This is a genomic window from Streptomyces sp. NPDC059718 (genome assembly GCF_042733315.1).
Taxonomy (GTDB): Bacteria; Actinomycetota; Actinomycetes; order Streptomycetales; family Streptomycetaceae; genus Actinacidiphila.
On record NZ_JBHWGA010000009.1, the window covers coordinates 157873 to 174503 of the forward strand.

The 16631-nt window shown below is 73.7% G+C and carries 18 protein-coding genes; 9 read left to right on the forward strand and 9 right to left on the reverse strand.

What is annotated here, in order from left to right; all coding sequences use genetic code 11:
- Positions 1-68 precede the first annotated feature (68 nt).
- Positions 69-323 carry a hypothetical protein gene (locus tag ACFV3E_RS13255; RefSeq protein WP_500534790.1) on the forward strand — a complete coding sequence of 85 codons (255 nt, stop codon included), beginning with the start codon at positions 69-71 and terminating at the stop codon, positions 321-323.
- Positions 323-3325 carry an AAA family ATPase gene (locus ACFV3E_RS13260; RefSeq protein ID WP_500534791.1) on the forward strand — a complete coding sequence of 1001 codons (3003 nt, stop codon included), beginning with the start codon at positions 323-325 and terminating at the stop codon, positions 3323-3325. The genes ACFV3E_RS13255 and ACFV3E_RS13260 overlap by 1 nt, the downstream gene beginning before the upstream one ends.
- Here ACFV3E_RS13260 and ACFV3E_RS13265 read toward each other — a convergent pair.
- Positions 3290-3739, reverse strand: a complete 450-nt coding sequence (locus tag ACFV3E_RS13265; RefSeq protein ID WP_500534792.1) for an Lrp/AsnC family transcriptional regulator — start codon at positions 3737-3739, stop codon at positions 3290-3292. The two genes, ACFV3E_RS13260 and ACFV3E_RS13265, sit on opposite strands and share 36 nt — an antisense overlap.
- 94 nt (positions 3740-3833) lie before the next feature.
- On the opposite strand from ACFV3E_RS13265, the gene ACFV3E_RS13270 reads away from it, so the two are divergent.
- Positions 3834-4352, forward strand: coding sequence for a rhodanese-like domain-containing protein (locus ACFV3E_RS13270; RefSeq protein ID WP_500534793.1), 519 nt, complete (start codon positions 3834-3836; stop codon positions 4350-4352).
- Positions 4353-4370: 18 nt separating this feature from the next.
- Here ACFV3E_RS13270 and ACFV3E_RS13275 read toward each other — a convergent pair whose 3' ends face one another.
- Both ACFV3E_RS13275 and ACFV3E_RS13280 read right to left on the reverse strand, forming a co-directional pair.
- Positions 4371-5177: an ATP-grasp domain-containing protein gene (locus ACFV3E_RS13275; RefSeq protein WP_500534794.1), complete on the reverse strand. Its 807-nt coding sequence runs from the start codon at positions 5175-5177 to the stop codon at positions 4371-4373.
- 51 nt (positions 5178-5228) lie between these two features.
- The gene (locus ACFV3E_RS13280) at positions 5229-5762 is read right to left on the reverse strand and encodes a GNAT family N-acetyltransferase (RefSeq protein WP_500534795.1); all 534 of its coding nucleotides are present in this window, start codon (positions 5760-5762) and stop codon (positions 5229-5231) included.
- A 177-nt stretch (positions 5763-5939) separates the two neighbouring features.
- Between ACFV3E_RS13280 and ACFV3E_RS13285 the strand changes: the two genes are divergently transcribed.
- On the forward strand, positions 5940-6536 hold the full coding sequence (locus ACFV3E_RS13285) for a hypothetical protein (RefSeq protein WP_500534796.1): 597 nt from the start codon (positions 5940-5942) through the stop codon (positions 6534-6536).
- A gap of 60 nt (positions 6537-6596) precedes the next feature.
- Here the strand turns inward: ACFV3E_RS13285 and ACFV3E_RS13290 are convergent, their stop codons facing one another.
- Positions 6597-8273, reverse strand: coding sequence for a DUF885 domain-containing protein (locus tag ACFV3E_RS13290; RefSeq protein WP_500534797.1), 1677 nt, complete (start codon positions 8271-8273; stop codon positions 6597-6599).
- A 48-nt stretch (positions 8274-8321) separates the two neighbouring features.
- Positions 8322-8804, reverse strand: coding sequence for an Lrp/AsnC family transcriptional regulator (locus ACFV3E_RS13295; RefSeq protein WP_089224626.1), 483 nt, complete (start codon positions 8802-8804; stop codon positions 8322-8324).
- Positions 8805-8863: 59 nt separating this feature from the next.
- Between ACFV3E_RS13295 and ACFV3E_RS13300 the strand changes: the two genes are divergently transcribed.
- Positions 8864-10039, forward strand: coding sequence for a trans-sulfuration enzyme family protein (locus ACFV3E_RS13300; protein ID WP_500534798.1), 1176 nt, complete (start codon positions 8864-8866; stop codon positions 10037-10039).
- On the opposite strand, the gene ACFV3E_RS13305 is transcribed toward ACFV3E_RS13300, so the two are convergent.
- The 4 genes from ACFV3E_RS13305 to ACFV3E_RS13320 all read right to left on the reverse strand — a co-directional run bounded on the left by ACFV3E_RS13305 (position 9993) and on the right by ACFV3E_RS13320 (position 13952).
- Complete coding sequence (locus tag ACFV3E_RS13305; RefSeq protein WP_500534799.1) at positions 9993-11372, reverse strand: GNAT family N-acetyltransferase; 1380 nt, start codon at positions 11370-11372, stop codon at positions 9993-9995. The genes ACFV3E_RS13300 and ACFV3E_RS13305 overlap by 47 nt on opposite strands.
- Before the next feature lie 76 nt (positions 11373-11448).
- Entirely contained in the window at positions 11449-11970 is a 522-nt protein-coding gene (locus tag ACFV3E_RS13310) for a DUF1990 domain-containing protein (protein ID WP_500534800.1), read from the reverse strand.
- Positions 11971-12221: 251 nt separating this feature from the next.
- Positions 12222-12815 (reverse strand): dihydrofolate reductase family protein, encoded by a 594-nt coding sequence (locus ACFV3E_RS13315; RefSeq protein ID WP_500534801.1) that lies wholly within the window; start codon positions 12813-12815, stop codon positions 12222-12224.
- Positions 12816-13331: 516 nt separating this feature from the next.
- Positions 13332-13952 carry a TetR/AcrR family transcriptional regulator gene (locus tag ACFV3E_RS13320; protein WP_500534802.1) on the reverse strand — a complete coding sequence of 207 codons (621 nt, stop codon included), beginning with the start codon at positions 13950-13952 and terminating at the stop codon, positions 13332-13334.
- A 153-nt stretch (positions 13953-14105) separates the two neighbouring features.
- On the opposite strand from ACFV3E_RS13320, the gene ACFV3E_RS13325 reads away from it, so the two are divergent.
- The 4 genes from ACFV3E_RS13325 (at position 14106) to ACFV3E_RS13340 (ending at position 16601) form a co-directional block, all read left to right on the forward strand.
- Positions 14106-14732, forward strand: coding sequence for a cysteine hydrolase family protein (locus tag ACFV3E_RS13325; protein ID WP_500534803.1), 627 nt, complete (start codon positions 14106-14108; stop codon positions 14730-14732).
- Positions 14733-14848: 116 nt separating this feature from the next.
- A complete protein-coding gene (locus tag ACFV3E_RS13330; RefSeq protein ID WP_500534804.1) occupies positions 14849-15529 on the forward strand; it encodes a flavodoxin family protein in 681 nt (226 codons plus the stop codon).
- A 78-nt stretch (positions 15530-15607) separates the two neighbouring features.
- Positions 15608-15862, forward strand: a complete 255-nt coding sequence (locus ACFV3E_RS13335) for a YciI family protein (protein ID WP_500534805.1) — start codon at positions 15608-15610, stop codon at positions 15860-15862.
- A gap of 142 nt (positions 15863-16004) precedes the next feature.
- On the forward strand, positions 16005-16601 hold the full coding sequence (locus tag ACFV3E_RS13340) for a helix-turn-helix transcriptional regulator (protein WP_500534806.1): 597 nt from the start codon (positions 16005-16007) through the stop codon (positions 16599-16601).
- The last annotated feature ends 30 nt before the right edge of the window (positions 16602-16631 follow it).

The window sequence follows — 16631 nt, forward strand, 5'->3', positions numbered from 1 at the left end:
GAGCGGGGTGTCCTGCGGGACGCGTTCGACGCGGTCCGTAGCGATGCCGTACGGGCGGAGACCGACTGATGCGCCTGCACCGTCTGACCCTGACCGCCTTCGGCTCGTTCGCCGGCAGCCGCGCGGCCGGCGCTCGGTGGGGCGATCGGCCGTGCGGCGATCACGCCGCCGTCGTGCTCGGCCCCACCGTGGGCGCTGGGCGGGCGGCGGGTGCCCGGCGCCGCGCGCGGCCGGGCACCGGGCCCGACACCGCGGAGCGGGGTGTCCTGCGGGGCGCGTTCGACGCGGTCCGTAGCGATGCCGTACGGGCGGAGACCGACTGATGCGCCTGCACCGTCTGACCCTGACCGGCTTCGGGCCGTTCGCCGGCAGCCACACCGTGGACTTCGACGAGCTGTCCTCGGCCGGGCTGTTCCTGCTGCACGGTGCGACCGGCGCCGGCAAGACCTCCGTGCTCGACGGGGTGTGCTTCGCCCTGTACGGCGGCGTCCCCGGCAGCCGGCAGGGCAATCGGCTGCGCAGCGACCACGCCGAGGAGGACACGGTCACCGAGGTCGTGCTCGACCTGACCGTGGGCGGACGGCGGCTGGAGATCACCCGGCGCCCCGAGCAGCCGCGCCCCAAGAAGCGCGGCACCGGCTTCACGATGGAGAAGGCCGTCACCCTGCTGCGCGAGCACACGGCGGGGGAGTGGCGGGCGCTCAGCAAGTCCCACCAGGAGGCCGGCGAGGAGCTGAAGCAGCTCATCGGCATGAGCCGGGAGCAGTTCTGCCAGGTCGTGCTGCTGCCCCAGGGCGAGTTCGCGACCTTCCTGCGGGCCACCGCCACCGACCGGGCCGCCCTGCTCGGCAAGCTCTTCGACACCGGCCGCTTCAAGGCCGTCGAGGAGTGGCTGCGGGCCCGGCGGCGGGCCGCCGAGCAGCGGGTCGCCGCCGGGGACGACGAACTGCAGCGGCTCGCCGAGCGCATGGGCCAGGCCGCCGGTGACGACCCGGAGGCCCTGGTCGGGCCGCTGCCGGAGGGTGTCGCGGCCGGCGACCCGGAACTGGCCCCGCACATCCTGCGCTGGGCGGCCGTGCTGGCCGTCACCGCACACGAACGCGTCGACGTCGCCGACCTCGCCGTGACCGCCGCCGAGGGCGCGCACGAGCAGGTCCAGCGCGAGGCCGAGGCGGTGCGCGAACTCGCCGTCCGGCAGCGCCGGCACGCCGCGGCCGAGCGCCGCGCCCGCGACATGGCCGGCGAGCGCGAGACCCGCGCCCGCGAACAGCGGCTGCTGGAGACGGCGGAGCGGGCCGCGACCGTGGTGCCCGCCCTGGAACTGCGCGAGCGGGCCGCCGCCCGGCAGGCCCGTGCGGCCGTCGAGGAGCGCACCGCCCGCGCGGGCCTGCCCGCCGAGCAGTACGAGGCGGGCGCCGAACAGCTCGCGGAGTACGAGAACCGGCTCCGCGAGGAGCTGGGCGGCCTCGCCGACGCCGGCCGGGCCGAGCAGCGCGCCGCCGAACTGGCCCACGACCGCGGGCGCGTGGAGCGCGAGGCGGCCGAGGACGAGCGGCTGATCGCCGACACGGCCGCCTGGCTGGACGGCTGGGAGGCCGCGCGCCTCGGCCATGAACGCGCCGTCGACACCGCCCAGTCCGCCGCCACCCGCGCCGCCGAGCTCTCCGGCGCCCTCGACCGGGCGCGCCGCCGCCTCGACTCCGCCCGCGAACGCGACACCCACGCCACCGCGCTGCTCGCCGCGCAGGACCGGCTGCGCGCCGCACGCGACGCCGCCGCCGACGCCCGCGACCACTGGCAGGACGTGCGCGAGGCCCGCATCAACGGCATCGCCGCCGAACTGGCCGCGCAGCTCAGCCCCGGTGAGGGCTGCCTGGTCTGCGGCGCCACCGAGCACCCGCACCCCGCCCGCCCCACCGGCCGCCAGGTGGGCCGCGCCGACGAGGAGGCCGCGCAGGAGGCCCAGCAGCGGGCCGCCGCCACCCGGGACACCGCTCAGGATCGGGTCGTACGCCTCACCGCGGCCCACGACGCGGCCCTCGCCGCCGCGGGACCGGAGCCGCAGCCCGAACTCGCCGCCGCGCACGCCGCGCTGGAGGAGGAGTACCGGTCCGCCGTGCGGGCCGCCGCGCGGGCCCCCGAGGCGCGCCAGGCGCTCGACCGGGCCCTCGCGGAGCACGCCCGCCGCTCCGCGGACCGCAACGAGGCCGAGAGCCGGCTCGCCTCCCTCACCACCCGCCGGGAGCTCCTCGACCGGGAGGACACCGAGCTCACCGCCCGGCTGGCCCGGGCCCGCGGCCCGTACGCCACCGTCGCCGAGCGCCGCGCCCGGCTCGCGGCGGACGCCGAGCGCGCCGCCACCGCGGCCGGGGCGGCCCGCGCCGGGCAGGACTCCGCCCGCGCGCTGAAGGAGGCGGACTCCGACCTGGCCGACGCCGCCTACAAGGCCGGTTTCCCCACGCCCGAGGCGGCGGCCGACGCCGTACAGCCGGAGACGGAACTGCGGCGGCTGCGGCAACGGGCGGAGGAGTGGCGTCGCGAGGAGGCCGCGGTCACCGCCGAACTCACCGCCCTGGACCTGGCCGAGGCCGCCGCGCTGCCGCCGGCCGACCCCGACGCGGCCCGGCGGGCCGTCGAGACCGCCACCGTAGGGCTGCGCGGGGCCGCCGCCCGCCAGTCCGCCGCGCACACCACCCGCGACGCCCTCGACCGGCTGCGGGCCGAGGCGCTGCGCCGTACCAGGGCGCTCGCCCCGGCCCGCGAGGAGTACGCGCGGCTGCGACGCCTGGCGGACCTGGCCACCGGCGCCGGGGAGAACACGCTGCGCATGGAGCTGGAGACCTATGTGCTGGCCGCCCGGCTGGAACAGGTCGCGGCCGCGGCCAGCGTCCGGCTGCACCGGATGTCCTCCGGGCGCTACACGCTCGTCCACACCGACGCCCGTGCCTCGCGCAACGTCAAGTCGGGCCTGGGACTGATGGTCGTGGACGCCTGGACGGGCACCGAGCGCGACACCGCCACGCTCTCCGGCGGCGAGACCTTCTTCGCCTCCCTCGCCCTCGCCCTCGGTCTCGCGGACGTCGTCACGGACGAGTCGGGCGGCGCCCGCCTCGACACGCTCTTCGTCGACGAGGGCTTCGGCAGCCTCGACGAGCAGACCCTGGACGAGGTGCTGGACGTCCTCGACGGCCTGCGCGAACGGGACCGCGCCGTCGGCATCGTCAGTCATGTGGCCGAGCTCCGGCAGCGCGTCCCCGCCCAGTTGCAGGTGGTCAAGGGGCAGCGGGGGTCAGCCCTGCGCCACCGCACGGCGGGCGAGCGGTGAGGAGTAGACGACGCTCGTCGTCACCGAGCCCAGGCCCGAGACGCGGCCGGTGATCTCCTCCAGGTGACGCATCGAGCGGGCGGTGACCTTCATGATGAAGCAGTCGTCGCCCGTCACATGGTGGGCCTCCAGGATCTCCGGGGTCGACTCCAGCAGATCGTGGAACGGCTTGTAGTTGCCGTGCGGGTAGCGCAGCCGGACGAACGCCATGATCGGGCGGCCGATCCGCTCCAGGTCCACGACGGCCGTGTACGCCGTGATCACCCCCGCCTCCTCCAGCCGCCGGACCCGCTCGGTCACCGCGCTCGGTGACATCGACACGGCACGCGCCAGTTCGGCGTAGCTGGCCCGGCCGTCGCGCTGCAGGGCGTCCAGGATGCGCCAGTCGGTGGCGTCGAGGGAATCCACGGTCATGCCCCCTGCGTACCAGTGATTTCCCCGGCCGGGCAAGACGGACGCCGGGGAACGACCCTTCAGGCCGGCGTCGGCGGCTCGTAGATTTGCCGCCATGACGACACAGACCTCCGCCTCCGCCCCTGCCTCCGCCCCGGCCGACAACCCCGTGCTGCGCGTGCCGCCCGCCGCTCCCGCCGACGCCGCCGCGTACTTCGCCGCGAGCCTCGCCTTCCACGCCGACGTGTCCGACGTCGCGGCCGCCCTCGCCACGGCGGCGGAGAGCGGCGCCGGACCCGGCTTCGCCCTCGTCGACTCCCGTTCCGCCCAGGCCTGGGAGCAGGGCCACGTCCCCGGCGCCGTCCACCTGCCCACCGCCGACGTCCCCCGGCTCGCCGCGGCCTTCCTCGACCGCGACGTGCCCGTCGTCGTGTACTGCTGGGGGCCCGGCTGCAACGGCGCCACCCGCGCCGCGCACGCCCTGGCGAGCCTCGGCTACCGGGTCAAGGAGATGCTCGGCGGCATGGAGTACTGGATCCGCGAGGGCTTCGCCCACGAGACGGCCGACGGCATCTCGCGGCGTCCGGCCGACCCGCTGACCGCGCCCGTGGGCGCCGACGACTGCGGCTGCTGAGGCCGCCGCGCGCCGGCCTCAGCGGACGACGGAGACGGCCGGGCGCAGGAACCGGCGGTCCCGCGGCCCCCACCCGGCGAGCGGCGCCGCGGCCCGCAGGACGACGTCCAGCGCGGCGTCGGCGTCGCAGGCGTAGTGCCCGCTCGCCCAGGCCGCGTTGGCCTCGACCACCGCCCAGCCGTCGGCGGTCCTGCCGACGTCGACCACGACCGCGCAGGGCAGTTCCGGCACTCCGGGTGCGAACAGCCGTGCGGCGAAGTCCCGGACCTCGCCGGCCGCCGGGTCGCCGTCCAGGGGCGCCACGTCCAGGTCGCCGCGGGCCGCGTAGCGGCTGCCCGTGACGACCTCGCCGTCCAGCAGGAACAGCCGGTACTCGACGGCGAACGCCACGATGTCGCTGACCAGCACGGGAGCGTCGTCGTCCACCGCGTCCGGACCGGGCAGGCCGCTGCCGTCGGGGTACACACGGGCCGGGAAGCTCTTGTCGTTCGGCGGCTTCACGAAGGCGGGCCGGCGCAGCCCGCGGGCCTCCGCCAGGGTCGTGAACTCGATCCGCCGCCCCACGAGTTCGAACGGCAGCCGGGCCAGCCAGTTCTCGTCGGCCTCCAGCAGCCCCAGGCCCAGGTCCGCCGCCACCGCGTCCGCGAAGAGCGGCCCCGCGTACAGCGACGGGCCCACGACGTCGAGCGCGTCCTGCGGAACCCGCCACGTGGGGAGGGTACGCGTCGCCATGCCGCGCCGGTGGGCGGCCGCGGCGAGCGCGTGTCCGGTGGCGGTCACGCGCGGCGAGAGGAAGAGGGTCCGGGACGGGTGCACGGTGTTCACGGTCACCGATGGTGGCGCATCCGGCGGGTGAAGCAACAGCGCATTACGCCGTCACGCCACCCCGGCCGGCCGCAGCTCGTACGCCCACTGGGCGTCCCGGTCCGCGACCCGCCCGAAACCGGCCCGCTCCAGCACCCGTTGCGAGGCGCGGTTGCCCGGATCCGTGGTCGCCAGCACGGTGCGCACCTCGGCACGGCTCAGCGCCCACCGGGACAGCACCAGCACGGCGTCCGTCGCCCAGCCCACGCCGCGCGCGGACTCCGACAGGTCGTAGCCGATCTCCACCAGGCCGTCGACGGCGGAGGGCGGACCGTGGAAGCCGATGCCGCCGAGCGCGAGGCCGTCGTCGGTCCGCTGGATCACGAACAGCCCCCACCCCGGGGCGTACACCGCGGCGGCCGCCGCGATCGTCATCATCCCGGCCGCGATGATCGTGCCCTCGCCCGGCCCGCCGTCGATCCATTCCAGCCCGGCCGGCTTGCCGTCGGCCAGCTGCGCCGCTTCCTCCGGCAGTTGCTCCCTCAGCACCACCCGCCCGTGCGTCAGCACCAGGCGGCCGTCTTCCCGCGCAGCATTCGGAATCATCCGCGTGACACCCCCATGCACCTCACCCTATCCACCCCGCCGCTCCCCGCGGGCGGGTCCCCGCGCCGGGGCGGGCATCGGAGGAAGGCACCGGGCGGCGACGTGCCCCGCGGGAAATCCGCGGGCTTCCGACGGTCCGGCGTGGCACGATCGGTGCCGCTCAGGGGAGGGATGCACATGGGGCTCGACTACACCTACGAGATCGTCCTGCCGGCCGGGAACGTCGCCGCCGCGCTGGCGGAGCTGGTGAAGCTGGCGCCGCCGGCCTCGCATGTGCCGCCGCTGACGGTCACCCTGCCCTGCGGGGAAGGCATCGTCGTCCCGTTCACCTCCCACTTCCGGAGTGACCCGGTGGACTGCTCCGGGAGCGGCACGCTGGAGCTCGACACCTCGATCATGTTCGGGGTGGACGACGCCGTACGCGCGTTCCTGGAGACCCGGGACCCCGAGGCCGACGCGCTCGGGAGGGTCGCCATCGGCTACGTCTACCTGACGGTCCGGTTCGCGCCCGCGCTCCACCCCCACTACGCGACGCTGGAGTTCACGGCGGCGACCACCGGGATGAGCCTGATGTTCGAGCGGTCCGCGAGCGTCAGATCGGTGTTCACCGGCCTCACGGCCGCAGCCGGCGGCGTGTGCTGCCTGCTCGACACCGAGACCGGCGTCCACCGCATGGACTGGCTGAACGGCCGGCCGGTCCGGGAGAGCGTCCCCGGCCCCCGCTTCGCCGACTACCGGGCGCTCGTGGCGGCCTGGCCCGACCCGGAGCGGTGAAGCGGCGGTGCGTCCGTCGTCCCCCCGGGCGGATCCCGGAGGGACGAGGGACGACACGGCCTAGAGCTTCGAGAGCTCGTCGACGAGGTCGTCCAGGCCCAGGGAGCCCTGCGACAGCGCGGCCATGTGCCAGGCCTTGGGGTCGAAGGAGTCGCCGTGGGCCTTGCGGGCGGCCTCGCGACCGGCGAGCCAGGCGCGCTCGCCCAGCTTGTAGCCGATGGCCTGCCCCGGCATGCCGAGGTAGCGGATGATCTCGCTGTCGAGCATGGCGTCGCTGAGCCCGTTGAAGCGCCCGAAGAACTCACGCCCCAGCTCCGGCGTCCAGGTCTCGCCCGGGCGGTACGGGCTGTCCTGCGGGATCTCCAGCTCCAGGTGCATGCCGATGTCCAGGATGACGCGGGTGGCCCGCAGCATCTGCGCGTTGAGGTAGCCCAGCCGGCGCCCCGCGTCCGTCAGGAAGCCGAGCTCGTCCATGAGGCGCTCGGCGTACAGGGCCCAGCCCTCCGCGTTGGCGCTGACCTGGCCCAGGGTGGCCTGGTAGCGGCTGAGCCGGTCCGCGACGTACACCCACTGCGCGAGCTGCAGGTGGTGGCCGGGGACGCCCTCGTGGTACCAGGTGCTGACCAGGTCCCAGACGGGGAACCGCTCACGGCCCAGGGTGGGCAGCCAGGTGCGGCCCGGGCGGGAGAAGTCCAGGGAGGGGGCCGTGTAGTACGGCGCGGCGGCGCTGCCGGGCGGGGCGATGCGGGACTCGACGTGCTTGACGGGTTCGGCCAGGTCGAAGTGGGTCCCGTCGAGCGCGGCCATGGCCTCGTCCATCAGGCCCTGCAGCCAGTCGCGGACCGCGTCGACGCCGTCGACGGCCTCGCCGGCCTCGTCCAGGTGGGCCAGTGCCTCCAGTGGGGTGGAGCCGGGCAGCACCTTCTCCGCCTCGACGCGCATCTCGGCGTCGAGGCGCCGGAATTCCTCCCAGCCCCAGGCGTACGCCTCGTCCAGGTCGAGGTCGGAGCCGGTCCAGTAGCGGGCCCAGCGGGCGTACCGCTCGCGGCCGACGGCGTCCGGGGTGCCCTCGACGGCGGGGGCGTAGGTGTCGCGCAGCCAGTCGCGCAGGCCGGCGACGGCGGCGGTGGCGTCGGCGGCACCGCCGTCGAGCTCGGACCGCAGGGCCTGCGGGCCCTCCTTCACGAACTGCGCGAACCAGCTCGCTCCTGCGTCCTCGCCCAGCCACTCGCCGAGCTGCTCGATGACCGTGGTGACCTGGCGCGGCCCGGCCGGCAGCTTGCGCGCGACGCCCTCCTCCAGGGAGGCCCGGTAGCCCGCCAGGGCCTCCGGGACCGCGCGCAGCCGGGCGGCGACGGCGGCCCAGTCCTCGTCGGTCCCGGTCGGCATCAGCATGAAGACGCCGCGCACCGCGTGGACGGGGGAGTGCAGGTTGCTCACGGCCCGCAGGCCCTCACCCGCCTCGTGCACGGCCAGCTCGGCGGTGAGCCGCTCGCGCAGCAGCCGGGCGCAGCGGCGCTCGTCGTCGTCCGTCGCCTCGGCCGCGTCGACGTCGGCCAGGGTGCGGCGGGCGAGCCCGGCCTGGGCCTCCAGGCCGGCGGGGCTGAAGTCGGGGAGCCGGTCCTGACCGGTCCGCACCCCCAGGTACGTGGCGGTGATGGGGTCGAGTTCGGTGACCGCGTCGACGTACGCGTCGGCGATCTGGCGGGGCAGCGCGCTGCCGGTGGTGTCGGGCATGGTCACATCCTGGTACGGAGCGGCCTGCTCCGTCATCACCATTGACGATCATATTCCTGACGTGGGCGGGAGCAGCGGGCCGCAGTCCCAGTGCTGGAAGATCAACCGGGTTTCCACGCGCGCGACTTCGGGCCGCGAGGTGAACTCGTCGACGACCAGTCGCTGGAGGTCGCCGGTGCTCGCCACGGCCACGTGGACGAGGTAGTCGTCGGGCCCGGTGAGGTGGAACAGGGCCCGGGACTCGGGCAGTGCCCGCACCCGCTCCACGAACGGGCCGATCAGCTCCCGGCGGTGCGGCCGCACCTGTACCGCCAGCAGTGCCTCCAGCGGCCGCCCGAGCCGGGCCGGGTCGACCCGCAGCTCATGGCCGAGGATCACCCCGGTGCGGCGCAGCCGGCCGACCCGGTCCAGACAGGTGGACGGGGCCACGCCCACCGCCGCGGCGAGGTCCTTGTACGTCGTCCGTGCGTCGTTCTGCAGGAGCCGCAGAATCTCGAGGTCGACCGGATCCAGAAGCACAGAATCGGACATCGGCCGAAGTTAACACGGGCTCTCCCCGCTACGGACCGGTAGCTGTTCAGCATCGGGCCATGGACACGACAGCATCGGCGCCCACCCGCGCCCTCGCCACCGAGGCCGTGCACGCCGGCCGCGAAGACCTCGCGGACCTCGGCCTGCACGCCGTTCCCCTGGACCTGTCCACCACCTACCCCTCGCGGGACAGCCGCGCCGAGGCCGCCCGGCTGGACGACTTCGCCACGACCGGCGCCGCGCTGACCGGCCCGCCGGTCTACTCCCGGCTCGACAACCCCACCGTCGCCCGCTTCGAGGCGGCGCTGGCCCGGCTGGAGGGCGCCGAGGCCGCGGTGGCCTTCGCCAGCGGCATGGCCGCCCTCACCGCCACCCTGCTGGCCCGGGCCTCCATGGGGCTGCGCCACGTGGTGGCCGTCCGCCCGCTGTACGGCTGCAGCGACCACCTCCTGACCGGGGGCCTGATCGGCACCGAGGTGACCTGGACCGACCCGGCGGGAATAGCGGACGCCATCCGCCCCGACACCGGTCTGGTGATCGTGGAGACCCCCGCCAACCCGACGCTGGCCGAGGTCGACCTGCGGGCCGTCGCCCACTCCTGCGGCGAGGTGCCGCTGCTGGTCGACAACACCTTCGCCACGCCCGTCCTGCAGCGCCCGCTGGAGAGCGGCGCCAGGATCGTGCTGCACAGCGCCACCAAGTACCTGGGCGGTCACGGCGACGTCCTGGGCGGGGTCATCGCCTGTGACGAGGAGTTCGCCCGCGTGCTGCGCAAGGTGCGCTTCGCCACCGGCGGGGTGCTGCACCCCCTGGCGGGCTACCTGCTGCTGCGCGGGCTGTCCACGCTGCCGGTCCGGGTGAAGGCCGCCTCGGCGACGGCGGCCGCGCTGGCCGGGCGGCTGGCCGCCGACCCGCGGGTGGCGAAGGTGCACTACCCGCGGATCGGCGGCGCCATGGTCGCGTTCGAGGTCCAGGGCGACCCGCACGAGGTCATCGCCGGGGTCCGGCTGATCACCCCGGCGGTCAGCCTCGGGAGCGTCGACACCCTCATCCAGCACCCGGCCTCGATCAGCCACCGCATCGTCGACGAGGGCGACCGCCACAGCTCGGGGGTCAGCGACCGGCTGCTGCGGCTGTCCGTCGGCCTGGAGGACGTCGAGGACCTGTGGGAGGACCTCGACATCGCGCTCAGCGCAGCGACGCGCTCGCGCCGGCCGGTGACAGCGTCGCGGTGATGACCAGCGTGCCGTCCTCGACCTGGTAGTCCAGCGGCAGACCCAGGCGGCGCATCGTCGCGACCATCCCGGTGTTGGTCGCCCGGGTCACCGCGTACACGCTCCCGCACCCCGCGTCGACGGCCTGGGCGACCAGGCGGCGCAGCAGCTCCAGGCCGATGCCGCGGCGCTGCCAGGCGTCCTCGACCAGCAGGGCGACCTCGGTCTCGTCGCCGTCCCACAGCAGGTGGCCGAGGGCGACGAGCCGGCCGGAGACGGTCTGCACGGCGAGCGTCTGCCCGAAGCGGGGGCTGAGCAGGTGGGTCAGATAGCGGTCCACGTCCGCGACAGGGCCGTGGTAACGGCGCGTCAGGGTCCTGGCGGAGCAGCGCTCGTGGAGCTCGCGGGCGGCTTCGAGGTCCTCGGGGCCCGCCCGGCGGACGGTGATCTCGTTGCCCTCGGGCAGGGTGAGCACCGCCCGGTCCTCCGGGACCCTGGTGCCCAGGTGCGCGTCGAGCTCGACGAGCGCGCGGGCGCGGGCGAACTCGGTCGGGGTGAACGGGAGGTAGGCGCGTTCCACGGTGATGGTGCCTCCGGCCGGATCGCGCAGCCGCATGATGGTGCCCTCCAGGGTGTCCTCGGTGTCCTCGGTGGGATCGGGGCCGGCCGTACCGGGCGGGGTGGACCTTATCGTGCAGCGGCCGAACAACTGGCGTAGAGCCAGAGGTAGTTCGGCGGCGTCCATGGCGGTGCGGGTGGCGAGGTTCAGCACCCGGGTCGGGGTGTCGACCAGGTCGTGGGCGTCGGCCCGCTCGATCCAGGTGTCGTGCCCGCCCCCGCCGCCCACGGCCCGCGTCAGGTCGCCCGGGGCGAGTGCGGCCGGGGCGCGGACCAGGAACTCGTCCACGGTGCCCTCGGCCAGCGGGTGCGTCTGGAGCGTGAGGATGTCCACGCCCCGCCCGGCCAGCGCCGTGCAGAGGGCGGCCAGGCTGCCCGGCGTGTCGCGCACGGTGGTGCGCACCCGCCACAACGTGGTCCGCGGGTCGGGTCCGTCCACGGCGGAGCTTTCCCCCGGCTCCGTCGTACGGCTCCCGCTGTGGCCCCCGGCTGTCGGCGGTGAATGACCGTGATGGCGTGCCCACCATGTGTGGAAGCCGGCCGTGGCGACGAGCGCGGCGGCCGACAGGCACAACAGGGCCGGGCCGTCGGGGGCGTGCCCGACGAGATTGGCGATGAGGTCGGCGGTGGCCACGGCCACGAAGAGCGCCGCGAGTTCGATGACGTCGCGGCGCCAGTGGTGCCGCCGGCCCGCGAAGGCGGCGGGGGCGGTCGTGGCGGAAGTCAGTTCTCGCATGCAAACACCATGCCGAACTCGTGTTGCGTGATCACGAACGCGTTGTGACCGACGGGTAAAGGGTGTCCCATGTCGGTTAACTCCCCCTTTCAACAGTTCCGTCCTGCGACAATCGGCGTAGGCATCGGCCGTAGCGCCGCGCGAAGCCACGCTGAGTGACGCGTCCCAGGGGGCCCAGTAGACGCACGTACCACGCCCCCGGTCCACTGAAGGCCGTGACATCCAGCCACACGGACCCGTCCGGCGCGAGGCTCACCACGAACGCCTCCTCCCCGCGTTCCGGGTGGCCGGGCAGCGTCCCGTAGGCGAACCCCACGCGCTCCGGGCCGCGTTCCGCCCACACCACCTCGCACGGCGCGCGCAGCGGGCCGATCCGCAGGGACACGCGCACCCCCGGTGCCGCGTCGGGGGTGCCGGCGGGCACCCGCAGTCCGGTCGCCCGGTGCATCCGCCACCCCATCAGCGCCCGCCCGGCCGCGGCCAGCACCTGGGGGCCCTCGCCGAGCCGGATCCGCTCGTGCAGGCGGTGGAATCCCGGAGGCGTGGGCCCGCCGGTCCGCGTCACCCCGACCTGCCCATAGGTGAAACCACCCGTCACGGCGCCGTCCTCCCCGTCCGTCAGGAGCCCGCGGAGCACCCTCCCCGGTCGCTCCACGAGGTCTCGAAATCGCCGTATTGCCCCGACGATTTGCACATGCTAAGCCCCCGGGAGACCGCCCGCATCCGCAGCTCCCGGCAGCCCGCAGGCGAACCGGACCGCCGCCGTGCCCCCGCCTCCACGGCGCGTCCCCCGCGGCCTCCTCCGGGCGGCACCGGTCCGTGACGTGACCCACGCGGTGCCGCTCCCGGCTACCCCGCGGCCCGCCGGTAGGTGCAGACGTTGACGCCCTTGTCGCTGGTGACCGTGGAGACCAGGGCGAAGGTGCGCAGTCCGCCGTCCTCGGGGAAGACCGACTTGCCGCCGCCGAGGAGCACGGGCATGACCATGAGGCGGAGTTCGTCGACCAGGTCCTCGCTCAGCAGGGTGCGTGCCAGCGTCGGGCTGCCCATGACCACGATGTCGCCGCCGGGGGCCTCCCGCAGTTCCTTGATCCGGGCGACGGCTTCCCCGCCGGGGATGCGGGTGGTGTTGTGCCAGGTCAGCTCGGAGTCGCCGAGCGTGCCGGACACGACGTACTTTGGGAGCGCGTTCATCCGGTCCGCGAAGGGGTCACCCGCCCGCTCGGGCCACGCGCCGGCCATCGCCGCCCACGTCCGGCGCCCGTACAGCAGCGCGTCGGCCTTGCCCACCGCCTCGTCGAAGGCGCCGCCCACGACCTCCGGGTCGAAGAAGGGGTGCGTCCAACCGCCGTTGGCGAAGCCGCCGTCGGTGTCCTCGTCCGGTCCGCCCGGCGCCTGCACCACGCCGTCGAGGCTGATGAACTCGGTGATCACGATGCGCATGGGACTTGCTCCTCGTCTTCGTCGTCGCTTGCTGCGGTCACGGCAAGGGAGACCGTCGCACTGCCCCGAAATCATCGCGCCGAGGAGGCGAGGCGAGGTGACCCGGACCACATCCCTTCGGATCGAGATGGAATCCGACCGCTGCCGACCGGCTGTGAGCGCATCGATGATGCCCGCGCCGCGTGACCCGGAGAGGTGGTGATGCGTCCCTTCGGGAAGGCCGGACGTCCCCTTGGTGCAGAGGGTCTCGTGTCCGCTTCAGCCGGACGAGGTCTTCGTGCAGGGTTGGCGATCGAGCGCGCAGGGCGTCTACGGCCCGGTGCGGTCTCCGGTGGACTCGCGGTCATCGGCGGCGACGGCGCCGCCCTGTGCTGGAGGTGGGAGTGGCCCGGTGGTCCGCAGGGCTGCGGGATGTCGTGGGACGGGAGGTCCGCCGCCTCGCCGCCGGGTCTTCGCGGGTGCTCCGGTGAGCGCGGGTGCGTCCGAAGTGGGGCGGCGCATGAGTGCCGCCTCCCCTCAGTTACCCGGCGCCGCGGTCCGTGCTTCGATCTGCTCCCTGGTCGCCGCGAGGATCTCCTCGGAAAGGGCGGGGTCGGCCGTGGCCACGGCGCGCGAGAGGACCAGCGCGCCGATCATGCTCGACAGCGTCGCGAGGTCGGGGACGTCGTGCTGCTCCCCGTCGGGCGAATCCTGCCGGCGGAGCCCCGCCAAGGAGCCGGCCATACCCGTGATCCCGTCCACGAAGAGTTTCTGGATCCCGGGGTCGCTGCGGCCGGCGTCGCAGGCGAGTGCGGCCACGGTGCAGCCGTCCTCCGGCGCGTCCCGATGGTCCGTGGACACGTACGCGTCGACGAAGCGCCGGAGGAACGAGGAGCCGGTCGAAGGCGCCCCGTCCGGGTCGTCGTCCATCACCGCGTCGACGGCGGCCACGCTCTCGGCCAGGCCGCGCCTGCAGACCTCGGACTCCAGGGCCTGCTTGGAGGAGAAGTGGCCGTAGAAGCCCCCATGGGTGAGGCCGGCCGCCTTCATGACGTCGGAGATCGACACACCGCTGAAGCCGTTCTTCCTGAACTGCGCAGCGGCACTGACGACGACCTGCTCACGGTTCGCAGCCGCTTGCTCACGGGTTACACGCATGACCACCTCCGGAAAGCCTCGCTTGACACTTTACATGACGGCCATCATGATTAAGTTATTCATGTTGGTCATCATGTAACCGATGGCCGACGCCGAGACGGCACCGGTCGGCGCCGCATCCCCCCACGATCCATCCCGGGACAGGAACCACCCATGAACGCCCGCAGTTACCCCGCATCCCGGACCGCCCTGGTCGCGGTCGATCTCCTGAACGACTTCCTCGCCGAGGACGGAAAGCTCGGCGGCCAGATCGGCCCCATGCTGGAGAAGCTCGACCTGCGCTCCCGGCTCGCCCGCCTGCTCGCCGGTGCGCGCGACGCCGGGGTCACGGTCTTCCATGCGCCGCACGGCCTCAGGGAAGGCGTGTTCGACGACGTCAAGCACGTCCTGCCGCGCTTCCGGTTCGCCGTGGACAACCAGGTGTTCTGGGAGGGGAGCCGCGGTGGCGCCTTCTACGCGCCGCTTCGCCCGCAGGAGGGCGACGTCGTCATCGGCCGCCACCGGATGTTCGACGCGTTCTCCGGTACCGACCTGCACGACCAACTGCGGGCCCACGGGATCGAGCGGGTGGTGCTGGCGGGCCTCACCTCGCAGACCTGCATCGAAGGCACGGGTCGCCATGCCCTCGAAGCCGGTTACCACGTCACCTTCCTCACCGACGCGGTCGCGGACTTCACCGAGGAGGCGCACCAGGCGGCCCTTGAGATCTCCTACCCCACCTTCGGGCACGAGGTGATCACCGTCGACCGGTTCCTGGCCGCAGTGGAGCCGGCCGCCTAGCCCGGCTCCGGTCCCCACCCCCATGCCGTACGCCGCCGGTATGCGCGAGGACGCCCGGCGACCGAGCCATCCGGCGCACACGAACCACCCTTCAGCACGACCCAGAAAGAACGATCATGGCCACTCTCTCCGTTGTCTACCACTCGCCGAACGGCCACACCCGCGCGATGGCCGAGCACATCGCCCGCGGCGCCAAGGGCGTGCCGGGCACCGACGTCCACCTCATCGAGATCCGTGGTGAGCAGGTCACCGCCGGACGCTGGTCGGACGCCCCCACCATGGAACTCCTCGGCGCCAGCGACACCGTCGTGTTCGGTGCCCCCACCTACATGGGCAGCCTGTCCGCCGTCTTCAAGGCGTTCCTTGAAGGCGCCTTCTACCCGTTCCTCGGTCAGGAATGGAAGGACAAGCTCGCCGGAGGCTTCACCCACTCCGCCTCCCAGAACGGCGACAAGCTGTTCTCGCTGCAGCAACTCGCCGTCTTCGCCGCGCAGATGAACATGCAGTGGATCTCCCTGGGCGACTCGGCCGGCGACAACTGGACGGGCGGGACCCGCTACGACGTCAACCGGCTGGGCTCCTGGCTGGGCGCGATGGGCCAGACCAACGCCGACGAGGCCCCGGACCCCGCCGGAGCGCACGGCGACCGGGTCACCGCGGAGCGGTACGGGGCACGGCTGGCCGAGTTGACGGCGCGCTGGGTGCACGGCACGCCGTACGCGGTGCGACGGCTCACACAGGAGGAGTTCCGGGACCTGTCGGCCCAAAGCGCCGCCGAGGCGCGAGCCCGCCGCTGAGCCGTCGTCCGCCGCGGCCGGCGCGGTCCTGTGACGCGATGCCGGTCCGAGCCACCGGGAAGAACTGGGAGACAGTCGATGTATCTGCACGTGACAGGCACGGTGACGCAGCCCGAGCGGCTCGCCGCGTTCGCCGACGAAGAGCGCCGGGTGCTCGAGGAACTCAAGGCCGAGGGAACCGTGGTGATGGCCTTGCGCCGCCATGACCGGCCCGGTGCCTTCCTCGTGGTCGAGGCGGACGGCCCCGGCGACGCCCGGGAGCGGCTCGGCAGGCTCCCGTACGTCGCGCACGGTCTACTGGCCCTGGAGTACGTCGAGGTCAGCCGGTTGTGAGCCGGGGAGCCGCGACGGAGCGGAGTGGCATGCGTTGAGAGCGCCAGACCCGGTGACTCCATCCCGGTGCGGGTCCGCACCCCCGAGGGCCGTCACCCCCGATGCCACGGGTGAGACGGACGTGTGTGATCCGGTTTCCGTCGTGGTCCTCTCCGAGGACCAACTGACGTACGAGGGCGCGGTGGCGGCGCTGTCCGAATTTCCCGGGATACGGATGCTGCCGTGGGAGGACCATCGGAGCGCACAGGTCCTCGTCGCGTTCTCCGATGATCTGCCGGACCGGGTGCTGACACTCATAGGGCAGGTCGCGGAGGCACAGCCGGACATTGCGGTCGTCCTCGTGGCGGAATCCGTTTCCGAGCCCCAGTTGATGAGGGCGATCGGTCTCGGTGTGGTGAGCGTGCTGCTGCGCGAGCGCATTACGTTCGCTCACATCGGGAAGGCCGTCGCCGCCGCACGCGAAGGACGGTCCGACCTGCCCCCCGAGTTGCTGAGGCAGCTCATCCGTCATATCAGGCGCGCCGACCGGACGAGGACCGGTGACGGATACGGCCTGCGACCGCGGGACATCACCGTGCTGAGAATGCTCTCGGACGGACTCGACACGGCGCAGATCGCGCGCCGGCTGAACTATTCCGAACGTACGATCAAGGGCATCGTGCACGGAATCATCATCACCCTCGAGGTGAGCAACCGTACTCATGCCGTCGCCTATGGTATCCGAGCCGGACTGCTGTGACAGGGCGCGAGAAACACCATGGGGCGCCTG